General features: G+C 70.2%; 14 protein-coding genes. 7 read left to right on the top strand and 7 right to left on the bottom strand.

Translation table 11 applies throughout. The annotated features are described in order from the left end of the window. The first annotated feature begins 76 nt into the window (after positions 1 to 76). From purM to BWR60_RS11370, 3 genes are all read left to right on the top strand, one after another. Positions 77 to 1,147, top strand: a complete 1,071-nt coding sequence (purM, locus tag BWR60_RS11360) for a phosphoribosylformylglycinamidine cyclo-ligase (protein WP_088151130.1) — start codon at positions 77 to 79, stop codon at positions 1,145 to 1,147. Next, complete coding sequence (purN, locus tag BWR60_RS11365) at positions 1,135 to 1,782, top strand: phosphoribosylglycinamide formyltransferase (RefSeq protein WP_088151131.1); 648 nt, start codon at positions 1,135 to 1,137, stop codon at positions 1,780 to 1,782. Before purM ends, purN begins: the two co-directional genes overlap by 13 nt. A gap of 124 nt (positions 1,783 to 1,906) precedes the next feature. Continuing rightward, on the top strand, positions 1,907 to 2,050 hold the full coding sequence (locus tag BWR60_RS11370) for an aa3-type cytochrome c oxidase subunit IV (RefSeq protein WP_202964615.1): 144 nt from the start codon (positions 1,907 to 1,909) through the stop codon (positions 2,048 to 2,050). A 112-nt stretch (positions 2,051 to 2,162) separates the two neighbouring features. On the opposite strand, the gene ndk is transcribed toward BWR60_RS11370, so the two are convergent. Continuing rightward, on the bottom strand, positions 2,163 to 2,582 hold the full coding sequence (gene ndk, locus BWR60_RS11375; protein WP_034834707.1) for a nucleoside-diphosphate kinase: 420 nt from the start codon (positions 2,580 to 2,582) through the stop codon (positions 2,163 to 2,165). A 118-nt stretch (positions 2,583 to 2,700) separates the two neighbouring features. On the opposite strand from ndk, the gene BWR60_RS11380 reads away from it, so the two are divergent. Further along, positions 2,701 to 4,584, top strand: a complete 1,884-nt coding sequence (locus tag BWR60_RS11380; protein WP_088151133.1) for an ABC-F family ATP-binding cassette domain-containing protein — start codon at positions 2,701 to 2,703, stop codon at positions 4,582 to 4,584. A 159-nt stretch (positions 4,585 to 4,743) separates the two neighbouring features. Here BWR60_RS11380 and BWR60_RS11385 read toward each other — a convergent pair whose 3' ends face one another. From BWR60_RS11385 to BWR60_RS11400, 4 genes are all read right to left on the bottom strand, one after another. Beyond that, positions 4,744 to 7,068, bottom strand: coding sequence for a xanthine dehydrogenase family protein molybdopterin-binding subunit (locus BWR60_RS11385; protein ID WP_088151134.1), 2,325 nt, complete (start codon positions 7,066 to 7,068; stop codon positions 4,744 to 4,746). 124 nt (positions 7,069 to 7,192) lie between these two features. Further along, a complete protein-coding gene (locus tag BWR60_RS11390) occupies positions 7,193 to 7,906 on the bottom strand; it encodes a phosphatase PAP2 family protein (protein WP_088151135.1) in 714 nt (237 codons plus the stop codon). 199 nt (positions 7,907 to 8,105) lie between these two features. Beyond that, complete coding sequence (locus BWR60_RS11395; RefSeq protein WP_088151136.1) at positions 8,106 to 8,567, bottom strand: DNA polymerase III subunit chi; 462 nt, start codon at positions 8,565 to 8,567, stop codon at positions 8,106 to 8,108. Continuing rightward, complete coding sequence (locus tag BWR60_RS11400) at positions 8,567 to 10,066, bottom strand: leucyl aminopeptidase (RefSeq protein ID WP_088151185.1); 1,500 nt, start codon at positions 10,064 to 10,066, stop codon at positions 8,567 to 8,569. The genes BWR60_RS11395 and BWR60_RS11400 overlap by 1 nt, the downstream gene beginning before the upstream one ends. A 200-nt stretch (positions 10,067 to 10,266) precedes the next feature. Between BWR60_RS11400 and lptG the strand changes: the two genes are divergently transcribed. The 3 genes from lptG to rsmA all read left to right on the top strand — a co-directional run bounded on the left by lptG (position 10,267) and on the right by rsmA (position 13,610). Beyond that, entirely contained in the window at positions 10,267 to 11,361 is a 1,095-nt protein-coding gene (lptG, locus tag BWR60_RS11405; protein ID WP_088151137.1) for an LPS export ABC transporter permease LptG, read from the top strand. A 90-nt stretch (positions 11,362 to 11,451) separates the two neighbouring features. Continuing rightward, a complete protein-coding gene (locus tag BWR60_RS11410; protein ID WP_088151138.1) occupies positions 11,452 to 12,750 on the top strand; it encodes a peptidylprolyl isomerase in 1,299 nt (432 codons plus the stop codon). Then, a complete protein-coding gene (gene rsmA, locus BWR60_RS11415) occupies positions 12,747 to 13,610 on the top strand; it encodes a 16S rRNA (adenine(1518)-N(6)/adenine(1519)-N(6))-dimethyltransferase RsmA (RefSeq protein ID WP_230983027.1) in 864 nt (287 codons plus the stop codon). Before BWR60_RS11410 ends, rsmA begins: the two co-directional genes overlap by 4 nt. Here rsmA and gmk read toward each other — a convergent pair. Next, entirely contained in the window at positions 13,607 to 14,242 is a 636-nt protein-coding gene (gene gmk, locus BWR60_RS11420; RefSeq protein WP_088151139.1) for a guanylate kinase, read from the bottom strand. The two genes, rsmA and gmk, sit on opposite strands and share 4 nt — an antisense overlap. Continuing rightward, positions 14,239 to 15,141: a YicC/YloC family endoribonuclease gene (locus BWR60_RS11425; RefSeq protein ID WP_230983022.1), complete on the bottom strand. Its 903-nt coding sequence runs from the start codon at positions 15,139 to 15,141 to the stop codon at positions 14,239 to 14,241. The genes gmk and BWR60_RS11425 overlap by 4 nt, the downstream gene beginning before the upstream one ends. Positions 15,142 to 15,226 lie beyond the last annotated feature (85 nt).

Consider the following 15,226-nt stretch of genomic DNA (forward strand, 5'->3'; position numbering starts at 1 on the left):
TCCCTATACGCTCTTCGCCGCCCGGAACCGCATTCACCTCGCCGCAAGACAACGCAGGCCACATGGAGGGTGAGACATGCGGACTAAAGACAGCTCCGACGCCTATGCCCGGGCCGGCGTCAACATCGCCGAGGGCGAGGCCTTCGTCGGCGACATCAAGCCCCTGGCCGAGAGCACGCGCCGCAAGGGCATGATGGAGGGGCTGGGCGGATTCGGCGCGCTGTTCGACCCCAAGGCCGCCGGCTTCCGCGACCCGATCCTGGTCGCCGCGACCGATGGCGTCGGCACCAAGCTGAAGGTGGCGATCGAGACCGGGCGGCATGACACGGTCGGCATCGACCTCGTCGCCATGTGCGTCAACGACCTGGTGGTGCAGGGCGCCGAGCCGCTGTTCTTCCTCGACTATTTCGCCTCGGGCAAGCTCGACCGCTCGGTCGGCGTCGGCGTGCTGCGCGGCATCACCGAGGGCTGCCGCCAGGCCGGCTGCGCCCTGATCGGCGGCGAGACGGCGGAGATGCCGGGCATGTACGCCGCCGGCGACTACGACCTGGCCGGCTTCGCCGTCGGCGCGGTCGAGCGCGAGCAGGCCCTGACCGGCCGCGACGTGCGCGACGGCGATGTGGTGCTGGGCCTGTCCTCGACCGGTGTCCATTCCAACGGCTACTCGCTGGTCCGCCGCACCGTCGCCGATGCCGGCCTGGCCTGGGACGAGCCGGCGCCCTTCGCCAACGACAAGTCGGTCGGCGAGGCCTTCCTGACCCCGACCCGGATCTATGTGAAGAGCACGCTGGCCGCCATCCGCGCCGGCGGCGTCCATGCCCTGGCGCATATCACCGGCGGTGGGCTGACCGAGAACATTCCCCGGGTGCTGCCGGACGGGCTGGGCGTCGCCCTCGACGCCGGCGCCTGGCCCCTGCCCCCGGTGTTCCGCTGGCTGAAGGCGCAGGGCGGCCTCAACGCCGCCGAGCTGGCCCGCACCTACAACTGCGGTATCGGCATGGTGGTGATCGTCGCGCCGGACCAGGCAGAAGCGGTGTCGACGATCCTGGCCGGCCAGGGCGAGAGCGCCCACCGGATCGGCCGGGTCGTGGCCGACGCCGCCCATTCCGTGGCAATCGCGGGGACGGACGCGGCATGGGCCGTCTGAAGGTTGGCGTTCTCATATCCGGCCGGGGCAGCAACATGGCGGCCCTGGCCGAGGCCTGCAGCGCGCCGGACTTCCCGGCCGAGATCGCGCTGGTGCTGTCCGACATCCCCGGCGCCGGCGGCCTGGCCGTCGCCGAAGGCCGCGGCCTGGCCACCGCCACGGTCGACCGCAAGGCCTATCCCGGCAAAGCCGCCTTCGAGGCGGCGATGGACGAGGCGCTGCACGCCGCGGGGGTCGAGCTGGTCTGCCTGGCCGGCTTCATGCGGGTGCTGAGCGCCGATTTCGTCGGCCGCTGGCAGGACCGCATCCTCAACATCCACCCTTCGCTGCTGCCGGCCTTCCCGGGCCTGCACACGCATGAGCGGGCGCTGGCCGCCGGGGTCAGGCTGGCCGGCTGCACCGTGCATATCGTGCGACCGGTGGTCGATGACGGGCCGATCCTGGTCCAGGCGGCGGTGCCGGTGCTGGACGGCGACGATGCCGCCAGCCTGGCAGCGCGTATCCTGGTGGAGGAACATCGCTGCTATCCGCTGGCGCTGCGCTGGGTGGCCGAAGGGCGGGTCCGGATCGAGAACGGACGGGTCCGGATCGACGGCACGGCCGCGGCCGCAGACACAATTCGCAACCCATTGTGATAATTGTCACAAAGCCCAACTCGACGCTGCGACAATTAAACCCTATTTCACTGGACAAGGTCGGGGGCCACCCGTAAATGGTCCTCGATCGCAAACATACGAAAGCGTGATGAGGATGGGCGCGATGGCCAGCGAAGGCACGAATCAGGTTCCCGAAGAACTGCTGGCTTCGCGCAAGCAGATGTATGCCAGCTTCGTGCGCTTCAGCACCTGGGGCATCGTCGCCGTCGCCATCCTGCTGATCGGCATGGCGCTGTTCCTGCTCTGATTTTCGCCATCGGCACGAAAAAGGCCGGTCCCGACGGACCGGCCTTTTTTGTTGCCCGGAGGCGGCGTCCGGCCATCCCCGCCGCAGCGGGGATGGCCGAACACGCTTCGGATCAGCCGACGATCTCGGTGCCGGCGAAGAAGAAGGCGATCTCGATCGCCGCATTCTCCAGCGAATCGGAGCCGTGCACCGAATTCGCCTCGATCGATTCCGCGAACTCCTTGCGGATGGTGCCCTCGGCGGCGTTGGCCGGGTTGGTGGCGCCCATGATCTCGCGGTTGCGGGCCACGGCGTTGTCGCCCTCGAGGACCTGGACCACGACCGGGCCCGAGGTCATGAAGGTGCACAGGTCGTTGAAGAACGGCCGCTCCTTGTGCACGCCGTAGAAGGCCTCGGCCTGGGCGCGGCTCAGCTGGACCCGCTTCTGCGCGACGATGCGCAGGCCGGCCTCCTCGAACTTGGCGTTGATCTTGCCGGTCAGGTTGCGGCGGGTGGCGTCCGGCTTGATGATGGAGAAGGTGCGCTCGGCCATTGGATCCTCGGTGTTCAGGCGTTGGCGGATCGGAATTGCGCGGCCTTATAGACGGGCGGCCTCGATCCGGCAACCGGAGTGCGCGAATCCGGTCAGGTCGTGCTATGACCGCGCCGCCATGCTTCAGATCCAGGACATCACCATCCGCATCGCCGGCCGCGTGCTGCTCGACTCCGCCTCGGTGGCGGTGGCGGCCGGGCACAAGGCGGGCCTCGTCGGCCACAACGGCACCGGCAAGTCGACGCTGCTGCGCGCGATCCGCAAGGAGATCGGGCTAGACGGCGGCCGGATCAGCTATCCCGGGCGATGGCGGATGGCCAGCGTCGCCCAGGACGCGCCGGAAGGGTCGGCCAGCCTGCTCGACACCGTGCTGGCCGCCGACACCGAGCGCGCCAGCCTGCTGGAGGAGGCGGAGACCGCCGAGGATCCGAACCGGATCGGCGAGATCCACACCCGCCTGGCCGATATCGACGCCCACACCGCCCCGGCCCGCGCCGCCACCATCCTGGCCGGCCTCGGCTTCGACACCGAGGCGCAAGCGCGGCCGGTCGGCGACCTGTCGGGCGGCATGCGGATGCGCGTGGCCCTGGCGGCGACGCTGTTCCTGCAGCCCGACCTGCTGCTGCTCGACGAGCCCACCAACCACCTCGACCTCGAGGCGACGCTGTGGCTCGAGACCTGGCTGAAATCGTATCCGCACACCATCCTGATGGTCAGCCACGATCGCGACCTGCTGAACCGCGTGGTCGACACCACCATCCATCTCGAGAACGGCAAGCTGACGGCCTACACCGGCGGCTACGACCAGTTCGAGCAGACGCGCCGCATGCGGCTGGAGCATCTGGCGGCGCTGCAGAAGCGCCAGATCGCCCAGCGCGCCCATATGCAGAGCTTCATCGACCGGTTCAAGGCCAAGGCCACCAAGGCCCGCCAGGCGCAAAGCCGGGTCAAGGCGCTGGAGAAGATGGAGCCGATCGTCGCCCTGGTCGAGGACCAGTCGATCAGCTTCGACTTCCCGCCGCCGGAGGAGCTGGCGCCGCCGATCCTGGTGCTGGACAAGGTGACCGTCGGCTATGACGAGCGGCCGGTGCTGAAGAATCTCGACATGCGGATCGACATGGACGACCGCATCGCGCTCCTGGGCGCCAACGGCAACGGCAAGTCGACGCTGGTCAAGCTGTTCGCCGGCCGGCTGGACCCGATGGCGGGACAGCTGCGCAAATCCGGCAAGCTGAAGGTCGGCTATTTCGCCCAGCACCAGGCGGAGGAGCTGGACCTGTCGCTGAACGCCATCGCCCAGGCGCGCCGGGTGATGCCGGACAAGACCGACGAGAAGATCCGCGCCCATCTCGGCCGCTTCGGCTTCGTCCAGCGCCGGTCGGAGACCCGGATCGGCGACATGTCGGGCGGCGAGAAGGCGCGGCTGCTCTTGGCCCTGATGGCGCGCGAGGCGCCGCAGTTGCTGCTGCTCGACGAGCCGACCAACCATCTCGACGTCGACAGCCGCCAGGCGCTGGTGCAGGCGCTGAACGAGTATGACGGCGCGGTGGTGCTGATCACCCACGACCCGCATCTGATCGAGCTGACCGCCGACCGGCTGCTGCTGGTCAAGGACGGGGCCGTGAGCCCGTTCGAGGGCGACCTCGACGACTATCGCCGCCTGCTGTCCGAGCAGCGGCGGCAGGAGCGCGCCGGGCGACAGGCGGAGAAGCTGAGCCAGGCCGACCGCAAGGAGCAGCGCCGCGCAGCTGCCGAGGCCCGGGCCCAACTGGCGCCGCTGCGGCTGGCGATCCGCGACATCGAGAAGCGGATCCAGGGGCTGGAGCGGGAGAAGAAGGCGATCGAGGCGAAGCTGGCCGACACCGCGCTCTACAACAATCCGGCGGCCGCCACCGAGCAGCAGATCGCGCTGCACGAGGTGCAGGGCAAACTGGACGCCGCCGAGGAAGCCTGGCTGGAGGCCAACGGCAAGCTGGAAGAGGCGCAGGCGCTGGCGGGCTGAGGCGGAGCCATCCCCCTCACCCTCCCGTCGCCAACGCGACGGGCCCCTCCCTCTCCCCGAGGAGAGGGAAATCGGAGCCGCGACCCTCTTACCTCTCCTTGGGGAGAGGTCGAAATCGCGGGGCGATTTCGGGTGAGGGGGCGGCTCCGGCCCCTCCGCTTACGACTGCAGCGCCGCCCAGACCGTCGCCGGAGTCAGCGGCATCTGCAGGCGGTCGGCGGCCGCGCCATGGCCGGCCCGCGCCAACACGTCGGCCACGGCGTTCACCACCGCCGGCGTCGCGCCGATGGTGCCGAGCTCGCCCACGCCCTTCACCCCGAGCGGGTTGTTGAGGCACGGCGTCGATTCGTCGAGCACATGGACGAAGTCGCGGACAATGTCCGCCCGTGGCACCCCGTAATCCATCAGCGTGGCAGTCATGACCTGCCCGGTCTCGGGGTCGTAGACCATCCGCTCGCCCAGCGCCTGGCCGATGCCCTGGACCGCGCCGCCGTCGAGCTGGCCGCGCACGATCATCGGGTTGACCACCCGGCCGACATCATTGGCCGAGACGTAGGAGACGATGTCGACCGTGCCGGTCTCGGGGTCCAGCTCGACCTCGCAGATATGGCAGCCATTCGGCCAGCTCGGCCCCTTCACCGTGCTGGTCGCGTCGATAAAGATGCGCCGGTCGGGCTGGCGGTCGGCCAGCTCGAACAGGCCGATGGCACGGTCGGTGCCGGCGATGCGGAACACGCCCTCGGCATATTCGATGTCGGCCGCCGCGGCCTCCAGCGCATCGCCGGCCAGTTCGCGCCCGGTGTCGACCGCCTGCTCCGAGGCATGGCGGATCGCCGAGCCGGCGGTGAACAGCGACCGCGAACCGGCGCTGCCGAAGCCCTGGCCGCGGTCGGTGTCGCCCATGACGATGCGGATCTTCTCGATCGGCACCCCGAACACGTCGACCACCAGCTGGGCGTAGGAGGTGGCGATCCCCTGCCCCATCGGCATGGTCGCGGCGTAGACTTCGATGTCGCCGTCGCCGGAGACCCGGACGGTCACCCGCTCCTCGAACACATTGCCGCCGGTCCATTCCAGGAACGAGGCCAGGCCGCGGCCGCGCAGCTTGCCGCGGCCCCTGGATTCGGCCTCGCGCGCGGCGAAGCCGTCCCAGTCGGCCAGGCCCACGGCCTGGTCGATGATCGAGCCGAACCTGCCGCTGTCATAGGTCTGCCCCATGGCGTTGGTGTAGGGCATCTGCCCGGGATGGACGAGATTGCGGCGCCGGATCTCGACCGGGTCCAGGCCCAGCTGCCGCGCCGCGGCGTCGAACAGCCGCTCGATCAGGTAGATCGCCTCCGGCCGCCCGGCGCCGCGATAGGCTCCCGTCGGCGCCTGATGGGTCAGGACGGCGGTGAAATCGAAGTCGATGGTGCGGATGTCGTAGATGCTGGTCGACACCCAGGGCCCGATCATCAGCTGGATGATGATGCCCGCCGTGGTGGCATAGGCGCCGACATTGGCATGCGAGCGCACCCGGTAGCCCAGCACCTTGCCGGTCGCGTCCAGCGCCAGCTCGGCATGGCTCTCGACGTCGCGGCCATGGGTGGCGGCCAGAAACTCCTCAATCCGCTCGGCGGTCCATTTCACCGGCCGCCGCAGCTTACGCGCGGCATAGGCGACCATGATGTCCTCGGCATAGAGGCCGGTCTTCATGCCGAAGCCGCCGCCGACATCGTCGACCACCACCCGCACCTTCTCGCGCGGGATGCCCAGCACCGCGTCGCACAGCGTGTCGCGGGCGCCGGACGGCATCTGGCTGGACAGGCGCAGCGTCAGCCGGTCGGTCTCCAAATCGTACTCGGCCTGGGAGCTGCGCGGCTCCATCGGTGTCGGCGCCAGCCGCTGGTTGACGATGTCGAGCGAGACGATGTGCGCGGCGACCTGGAAGGCGGCGTCGGTCGCCGCCGCATCGCCATGCCGCATCTGCGCCGCGATGTTGCCGGTCGCCGCCGGCCAGACCTGCGGCGCCTCCGGCGCCAGGGCCTGCGCCACGCCGGCGACGGCGGGCAGCTCGTCATAGTCGACGACGATGGTGTCGAGAGCGTCCTTCAGCACAGCGCGGCTCTCGACCACGAGGGCGACCACGGCCTCACCGACGAAGCGCACCACCTCATGCGCCAGCGCCGGCCGCAGCGGCGATGCGCCGGGCGACCCGTCCGGCCGCTTGAAGATCGGCGCCAGCGGCAGCGGTTTGACCCCGTCCGCGGCCAGGTCGGCGCCGGTGATCGCCGCCACCACGCCGGGCATCGCCAGCGCCGCGGAGGCGTCGATCGACACGATCCGGGCATGGGCGTGCGGCGAGCGCAGGAAGCCGAGATAGCTCTGCCCGGGCAGGGAGATGTCGTCGCTGAACCGGCCGGCGCCGGCCAGCAGCCCGGCATCCTCGATCCGCCGCACCTCGCGCCCGCTGCCGAACCGGCCGACCGTCGATCCGTCCGTCATCACTCGTCACCTTGGCTGGGGAACCGCGCGAGTCGCAAACCCGCCGCGGCCTTGGCTGTCATTCTATATGGGCGCGGATGACGCCCGCGCACCACAGTCCGGCCAAAATGGCTACGGCGGCAACTCACCCTGGCTGCGGCCAGCGGATCAGGCCGCGGGTGAAGTCGCGCCAGGCGGCGGCGGTGCGCCAGCGGTCGAACAGCAGGGCGTGCAGCCCGGCGCTGACCAGCAGGGTGACGGCGACGGCGAAGACCACATCGCTGAAGAAATGCCCGCCCATGCCGATGCGCAGCAGGCCCAGCAGGCCGCCCAGCGCCATCGATCCCCAGAAGATCCGGCGCCGGCGCCGCGCCGGCACCAGATAGGCGACGCTGTGGACGACGAAGCCGACCGTCGGGTCGCCGGCGACGAAGGAGCAGTTGCGGCCGCACTGGCCGGCCGGGATCAGCGGCGGGGTGAAGACGGCGCTGCCGCCGAAGGCCTCGACCTGGCGCGGCCGGGCCCGGCCCCAATGGTCCTTCAGCACGGCGTTGGCCACCAGGCCGGGCCCGATCGCCAACGCCAGGGCCAGGAAGGTCCAGCGCCGCGCATCAAGGCCGAGCAGCCGCCGCTCTGCCAACCAGGTCCAGAACGCCGCGAGCAGCAGCAGGATGCCGCAGGTGCGGACGACGACCTGCACCAGCTCGTGGAGCGCCTCCGCCAGCGGCGCGCTGTCCCAGGCGAAGCCGCGTCCCGCGTCGTAGAACCAGCCGGAGACGACGAGGTCGATCCCGGGCACCAGGACCAGCAGGGCACAGACCGCGACCGCGCTCCACAGCGCCGCGCGGGGCGTTAGCATGGTGATTGCCTCTGATCATCGAAGCCGGTGCCAGCCCCCTCACCCTCCCGCCGCCTTCGGCGTCGGGCCCCTCCCTCTCCCCGAGGAGAGGGTACAGGAGCCGCGCCCTTACACCTCTCCTTGGGGAGAGGTCGAAATCGCGCAGCGCTTTCGGGTGAGGGGGCGGCTCCGGCCCCGCAGAAACTACACGGATGAGCGTTCACCCGCCCACCCGCTGTTTCTCGCTCCAGGCCCCGCCCTCGTCCTGCTGGTAGTAGACCAGGGTGTGGCCGGCATCGCGGAACCGCTTCCAGCGGCCGCGGGCGGCCTGCACCGCGTCCGGGTCGTTGCCGTCGAACAGGTCGCAGACCGTGGCGAAGGCCCCGTCGCCATCGGAATCCGCGCCATCGCCCAGGAACAGCACCTGGGCGCCGTTGGGGTTCTCGACCCGGTCGCTGATCCAGACCGGCTGCTCCTCGGCGAAGCCGTCGCGCTTCGTGCCATGCGGCAGGAAGCCTTCCTTGGAATAGGTCCAGAGATGGCCGGCCAGGCTCTCCACCCGCTCCTCCGAGCCGACGCAGACCACCGCCTTCCAGCCGCGCTGCAACGTCCGGTCGAGCAGCACCGGCAGGGTCTGCTCGAACGTCCGCGCGGTCAGGTGATAGAACCGTATCTCGGCCATCAGCCTTCGTAATTGTCGGTCACGAACCGCTCCAGCAGGCGCACGCCGAAGGCGGTCGCGCCCTTCGGCACCGTCGGCGTGTCCTTGCCGGACCAGGTGGTGCCGGCGATGTCGAGATGGGCCCAGGGCACCTTGTTGACGAAGCGCTGCAGGAACTGCGCGCCGATGATCGACCCGGCGTCGCGGCTGCCGGTGATGTTCTTCATGTCGGCAATGTCGCTGTCGATCTGCTTGTCATAGGCGTCGCCCAGCGGCAGGCGCCACAGCTTCTCCTCGACCGCCTTGCCGGCCGCGGCCAGCCTCTCGGCCAGGGCATCGTCGTTCGAGAACAGCCCGGCATGGTCGGTGCCCAGCGCGATGATCACCGCGCCGGTCAGCGTCGCCAGGTTGACCATCGCCTTCGGCTTGAACCGGTCCTGCGTGTACCAGAGCGCGTCGGCGAGGACGAGGCGGCCCTCGGCGTCGGTGTTCCAGACCTCGATGGTCTGGCCGGACATCGAGGTGACGATGTCGCCAGGCCGCTGCGCATCGCCCGACGGCATGTTCTCGACCAGGCCGAGCACGCCGACGGCGTTGACCTTGGCCTTGCGCAGGGCCAGCGCCTTGAACAGGCCGGTGACCACGCCGGCGCCGCCCATGTCCCACTTCATGTCCCACATGCCCTGGCCGGGCTTCAGCGAGATGCCGCCGGTGTCGAAGGTGACGCCCTTGCCGACGAAGGCGACCGGCGCCTCACCCTTGCGCTTGCCGCCGGCGCCCTTCCACTGCAGCACCACCAGCTGGCTCTCGCGCACCGAGCCCTGGCCGACACCGAGCAGCGCGCCCATGCCGAGCTTGCGCATCTGCTTCTCGCCCAGGATCTCGACCTCGACCCCGAGATCCGCCAGTTCCTTGGCCTTGGCGGCGAAGCTCTCCGGATACAGGATGTTGGCCGGCTCGGACACCAGCTCGCGGGTCAGGAACACGCCCTGGGCGACGGCGTCGGCGCGGGCGAAGGCCTTCTTCGCCGCCGCGGCGTCGCTGGTCTGGACGACCAGGGTCTTCAGGCTGGGCTTCGCCTCGGCCTTCTCCTTGGTGCGGTAGCGTTCGAAGCGCCAGGCCCGAAGCCGGGCGCCGAAGGCGAACTCGGCCGCCGCCGCGCCGGCGCCGTGGCCGGCCAGGACGATGCCTTCGAACTGCGCCGTCGCGGAGCCGATGCCGGCATGGTTCAGCAGCGCGGCGACCGCGCCGCCGGCCCGCTGCAGCCGGACCGCGTCGACATCCTCCGGCTTGCCGAGGCCGAACAGCACGATCTGGTCGAAGCCGGCGATGCCGTACAGCGCCAGCGTCTCGTCGCGGCCGCCCTTGAACTTCGACGCGGCCTTGAGCGCGCGGGACAGGGCGCCCTTCGAGCGCCGGTCGACCGCGCCGGCGGCGTTCGACAGCACGCCGTCGGCGAACACGCCGAGCACCAGGGCGCCGGCTTCCACGGAAGCGGGCGGAGCGAAGGAGATCTGCATCTTGTCGTCTTCCGGGCGATTTCCGATGGCCGCGGCCAAGGCGGCGGAACCCGCACCGTAACAGCGGGTTTCACAATCGTCACCCGGCGAAAATGGCCCGCCGCCCGGCTGCGACCTCGTTGGAGGTCGCGGCGGCGCGCGGTCTGAGGTAGAAGATCCGCCCAACCCGTTTCCTCGGCACTGCAGGCCAGCCGCACCCGATGCTCCGTTCCCCCACCCTCTACGCCTATATCGTGCGGCAGTTCCTGTTCTGGTTCCTGGCCGTGCTGCTGGTGCTGAGCAGCGTGATCGCGGTGTTCGAATTCGTCGAGTTCGTCCGCCAGGTCAGCTCGATCCCTGACCTGCCGGTCAGCCTGGCCTTCACCCTGGCCGCGTTCAAGCTGCCCAGCGATGTCGAGATCCTGTTCCATTTCGCCGTGCTGATCGCGGCGATGGTGACCTTCTGGCGCATGACCCGCAGCCGCGAGCTGGTGGTCGCCCGCGCCGCCGGCCTGTCGGCCTGGCAGTTCCTGGCCCCGGTGATCGCCGCGGCAATGGTGCTGGGGGTGGTCAAGATCACCGTGGTCAACCCGATCTCGGCGGCCATGTACAGCCGCTTCGAGCGCCTGGATCTCGACTTCCTCGGCGGCACCGGCGACGTGATGAAGGTGGCCAAGACCGGTTTCTGGCTGCGCCAGAAGGACGAGGGCGAGATCGTCGTCATCCATGCCGAGACGGTGAGCAGCAACGGCGACGAACTGCAGAACGCGATGTTCCTGCTGCTGAATCCGGACGAGACCTATCGCGGCCGGATCGACGCCGCCAGCGCCCATCTGCAGGACGGCAAATGGGTGATCAACGATGCCTGGGTGATGAACGGCGAGCAGCCAGCCCAGCATGTCGACACCACCTCGATCCCCAGCAGCCTGACGCGGAACAGCATCCAGGAACGCTTCGCCTCGCAGCAGACCATCTCCTTCTGGGACCTGCCGGACTATATCCGCAACCTCGAGGCCACCGGCTTCTCCTCGACCCGCTACCGCATCGCCTACCAGTCGCTGCTGTCGCAGCCCCTGCTGATGGCGGCGATGATCCTGGTCGCCGCGGCCTTCAGCTTGCGGCCCGGCCGGCGGGTCGACACGGTGCTGATGATCGTCGGCGCCATCGTCACCGGCTTCTCGATCTTCGTGCTCGGCGACATCGTGGCGGCGCTCGGACGCCAGGGCTCCCTGCCGGTGCCGATGGCCGCCTGGGCCACCTCCGGCGTCGCCCTGATGTTCGGCGTCGCGGTGCTGCTTCACCTCGAGGATGGTTGAGCCCGTCGTCGGTCCGGCCGCTTTTGCCTTGAGTCGGCCAAAGTCACGTGCTGTATCTGCGCCTTTCAACTGCGAGGCCGTGTCGCCCTCATGATCCGTCGTCTGTCGGCCCCGATCATCGCCCTGGTCCTGGCCACCACTTCCCTCGCCGCCCCCTCCGCCATGGCGCAGACGCGCCCGGCCCCGGCTTCCGCCGTCGGCACCATCGCCGCGGTGGTCAATGACGACGCGATCACCGTGGCCGACCTGCAGATGCGCCTGCGGCTGGCATTGATGAGCAGCGGCCTGCCGGCGACGCCGGACAACCAGCAGCGGCTGCTGCCCCAGGTGCTGCGCCTGCTGATCGACGAGAAGCTGCAGGGACAGGAAGCCAAGCGCGCCGGCATCGCCGTTCCGGCCCAGGATGTGGACAAGGCGCTGGCCTCGATCGCCGGCCAGAACCACATGAGCACGCAGCAGCTGTTCACCATGCTGAAGGGCACCGGGGTGCCGCAGGCGGCGCTCGAGGACCAGGTGCGGTCCCAGCTCGCCTGGCGCCAGCTGGTGCAGCGCCGCTTCGTCTCCCAGGTCGAAGTCTCGGACACCCAGGTCGACGAGGTGGTGGAGCGGCTGAAGGCCAACCAGGGCAAGCCGCAATACCTCGTCGCCTCGATCTTCCTCGCGGTCGACCAGGACGCAGGCGAAGCCCAGGTCAAGACGCTGGCCGACCGGCTGGTCTCGGAAATCCGCCGCGGCGCCCCCTTCCCGGCCGTGGCGCGCCAGTTCAGCCAGGCCGCCGGCGCCCAGACCGGCGGCGACATGGGCTGGGTCCTGGCCGGGCAGCTGGAGCCGGCGCTCGATCAGGTTCTCGGCACCATGCAGCAGGGCCAGGTGTCGGATCCGATCCGCACCCTCGGCGGCTACAATATCCTGCTGCTGCGCGACAAGCGGACGATCAACGCCGCCACCGCGACCGGCGTCAAGGTCCGGCTGAACCAGATCGTCGTCCCGGTGCCGGCGACCGCGCCGGCCAACCGGGTGCAGACCGTGGTGGCGCAGATGCGCAACGACTTCAACGGGGTGAATGGTTGCGAGGCGTTCCGCGCCAAGGCCAAGGAGCTCGGCGTGACCGCGAATCCGGACCTGGGCGACGTCCTGCTCAGCCGCCTGCCCGACGGGATGCGCCAGGTGGCCAGCGCCCTGCCCGACGGCCAGGTCAGCACGCCCATCCGCGGGCCGGACGGCGTCGCGGTGATGATGATCTGCTCGCGCCAGGATGCGGGCGGCGACGGCGTCGATCGCGACCAGATCCGCTCCGGCCTGGCCGAGCAGAAGCTGGACATGATGCAGCGCCGGCTGCTGCGCGACCTGCGCGGCAATGCCTATATCGACATCCGGCTGGGCCGCTGACCCTGTCCGGAGACGCCGTCCGCGACGCGATCGCCGCCCTGCCGCCGCTGCGCGACGTGATCGCGCGGCACGACCTGGCGGCAAAGAAGTCGCTCGGCCAGAACTTCCTCCTCGACCTCAATGTCACCGCCCGCATCGTCCGCGAGGCCGGCGACCTGGCCGGGGCGCATGCGGTCGAGATCGGGCCGGGTCCCGGCGGCCTGACCCGCGCGCTACTGGCCTCCGACGTCGAGAGCGTCACCGTGGTCGAGCGCGACCGGCGCTTCCGGCCGGCGCTGGAGGAGCTGGCGGCGGTGGCCGGCGACCGGCTGCGCATCATCGAGGCCGACGCGCTGGCGACCGATATCCCGGCGCTGGTTCCGGCGCCGCGCGCCGTCATCGCCAACCTGCCCTACAACGTGGCGACGCCGCTGCTGATCGGCTGGCTGCGCCGGATCGACGAATTCCGGTCGCTGACGCTGATGTTCCAGAAGGAGGTGGCGGACCGGCTGGTGGCCGAGCCGCGCAGCGGCGCCTATGGCCGGCTGTCGGTGATCGCCCAGTGGCGGGCCGAGGTCGATCCGCTGCTGACCCTGCCGGCCCGCGCCTTCACGCCGCCGCCCAAGGTCGATTCGACCGTGGTCCGGCTGCGGCCGCGCCCGAACCGCGAGGATGTGCCCTTCGCGGTGATGGAGGCCGTCACGGCCGCCGCTTTCGGCCAGCGCCGGAAGATGCTGCGCGCCAGCCTGCGCAGCCTGGGCGACGCGGAAGCCCTGCTGGCCGAGGCCGGCCTGCCGCCGACCGCCCGGGCCGAGGAGATCGACATCGCCGGCTTCGTCCGCCTGGCACGGGCCGTGGCCGCCCGCCCGCCGAAAGACTAAAGCTTGTCCTGAAGCGCGCGGACGAAGTCCGGCAGGCCAGTCTGGCGGCTGCGGCGCAGCCGTTCCGCCGCCAGGATCGCCTGCACCTGGGCGATGCTGGCGTCGAGGTCCCGGTTGACGATGACGTAGTCGTATTCCGGCCAGTGGCTCATCTCGTCCGCGGCCTTGGCCATGCGCCCGGCGATCACCTCGTCGCTGTCCTGCGCGCGGGCGCGCAGCCGCTGCTCCAGCGCCTCCACCGTCGGCGGCAGCACGAAGACGCTGACCAGGTCGGTCCGCGCCTTCTGCGCCAGCTGCTGGGTGCCTTGCCAGTCGATGTCGAAGATCACGTCCCGGCCGGCCGCCAAAGCCGCCTCGACCGGCGCTCGCGGCGTGCCGTAGCCGTTGCCGAAGACCTTGGCATGCTCGAACAGCTCGTCCTTGGTGACCATGGCGTCATAGGCCGCCTGGTCGATGAAACGGTAATGCGTGCCGTCGACCTCGCCCGGCCGCTGGGCGCGGGTGGTGACCGAGACGGAGATCGTCAGGTTCGGGTCCTGCGCCAGCACGGCCCGGGTGATCGAGGTCTTCCCCGCGCCGGAGGGCGAGGACAGGACGAGCATGAGCCCGCGTCGGGAAACGGTCGTGGTCATTCGATGTTCTGGATCTGCTCGCGGAACTGCTCGATCACGGCCTTGAGGTCGAGGCCGATGCGGGTCAGCGCCACATCCGCCGCCTTCGAGCACAGCGTGTTGGCTTCCCGGTTGAACTCCTGGCACAGGAAGTCGAGCCGGCGCCCGACGCCGCTGCCGGCGGCGAGCAGGCCACGGGCCTGGCCGATATGGGCGTCGAGCCGGTCGAGCTCCTCGCGCACGTCGCTGCGGCCCACCAGCAGCGCCACCTCCTGCGCCAGCCGGTCCTCGGCCAGCGGCGGCCGCGCTTCGAGCAGCAGGTCGAGCTGGGCCTTGAGCCGCGCCTTGAGCGCCTCCGGCTGGGCGGCGGCGGAGGCCCGGGCCTGGCCGACGAGCTCGGTGATCTGGTCGATCTGGCCGGCGAGAACATCGCGCAGGCGGGCCCCCTCCTCCAGCCGCGTCGCCAGCAGGTCGTCGAGCAGCGGCGCGATCGCCGCCCCGGCCTCGGCTTCGACGGCCGCGTTCAGCTCGGCCGAGGCGGTGTCGCCGTTCTCGACGACGCCGCGCACGGCGAGCAGCGCATCGACCTGGACCGGCACGGTGTCGCCATTGACCTCGCGCACCAGGGCGATCAGTTGGTCCAGCACCTCGCGGTTGATGCGCAGCTGCGCCGCCGTCTCGCTGCGGCTGATCGACAGGTTGAGGGTGACGTTGCCGCGGCGGAAGCGCTTGGCCAGCTCGACCCGCGCCGCGGCCTCCAGCCGCTCGAAGCCGGCCGGGCTGCGCAGGCGGAGGTCGAGCGACTTGCCGTTGACGCTGCGCGCCTCCCACACCCAGGCCACGGCGCCGACGCCGCCCTCCCTGCGGGCGAAGCCGGTCATGCTGGAAAGCTGGGCCGAGGCGGACTTATCCTGAGTCATGACCGGCTTATAGCGGTCGCCCGGATGGGTCGCCATAAGGAAAAGGCCATTTTTCCGGCTGACTGCGCTTCCCGCCGATAGGAAA

It is taken from the genome of Inquilinus limosus, assembly GCF_002195995.1.
Classification (GTDB): Bacteria; Pseudomonadota; Alphaproteobacteria; order DSM-16000; family Inquilinaceae; genus Inquilinus; species Inquilinus limosus_C.

What these genes read in the sequence shown, in the direction of transcription:
- purM (WP_088151130.1), top strand. Translation starts at nt 77, where the DNA reads ATGCGGACTAAAGACAGCTCCGACGCCTATGCCCGGGCCGGCGTCAAC.
- purN (WP_088151131.1), top strand. Translation starts at nt 1,135, where the DNA reads ATGGGCCGTCTGAAGGTTGGCGTTCTCATATCCGGCCGGGGCAGCAAC.
- BWR60_RS11370 (WP_202964615.1), top strand. Translation starts at nt 1,907, where the DNA reads ATGGCCAGCGAAGGCACGAATCAGGTTCCCGAAGAACTGCTGGCTTCG.
- ndk (WP_034834707.1), bottom strand. Translation starts at nt 2,582, where the DNA reads ATGGCCGAGCGCACCTTCTCCATCATCAAGCCGGACGCCACCCGCCGC.
- BWR60_RS11380 (WP_088151133.1), top strand. Translation starts at nt 2,701, where the DNA reads ATGCTTCAGATCCAGGACATCACCATCCGCATCGCCGGCCGCGTGCTG.
- BWR60_RS11385 (WP_088151134.1), bottom strand. Translation starts at nt 7,068, where the DNA reads ATGACGGACGGATCGACGGTCGGCCGGTTCGGCAGCGGGCGCGAGGTG.
- BWR60_RS11390 (WP_088151135.1), bottom strand. Translation starts at nt 7,906, where the DNA reads ATGCTAACGCCCCGCGCGGCGCTGTGGAGCGCGGTCGCGGTCTGTGCC.
- BWR60_RS11395 (WP_088151136.1), bottom strand. Translation starts at nt 8,567, where the DNA reads ATGGCCGAGATACGGTTCTATCACCTGACCGCGCGGACGTTCGAGCAG.
- BWR60_RS11400 (WP_088151185.1), bottom strand. Translation starts at nt 10,066, where the DNA reads ATGCAGATCTCCTTCGCTCCGCCCGCTTCCGTGGAAGCCGGCGCCCTG.
- lptG (WP_088151137.1), top strand. Translation starts at nt 10,267, where the DNA reads ATGCTCCGTTCCCCCACCCTCTACGCCTATATCGTGCGGCAGTTCCTG.
- BWR60_RS11410 (WP_088151138.1), top strand. Translation starts at nt 11,452, where the DNA reads ATGATCCGTCGTCTGTCGGCCCCGATCATCGCCCTGGTCCTGGCCACC.
- gmk (WP_088151139.1), bottom strand. Translation starts at nt 14,242, where the DNA reads ATGACCACGACCGTTTCCCGACGCGGGCTCATGCTCGTCCTGTCCTCG.
- BWR60_RS11425 (WP_230983022.1), bottom strand. Translation starts at nt 15,141, where the DNA reads ATGACTCAGGATAAGTCCGCCTCGGCCCAGCTTTCCAGCATGACCGGC.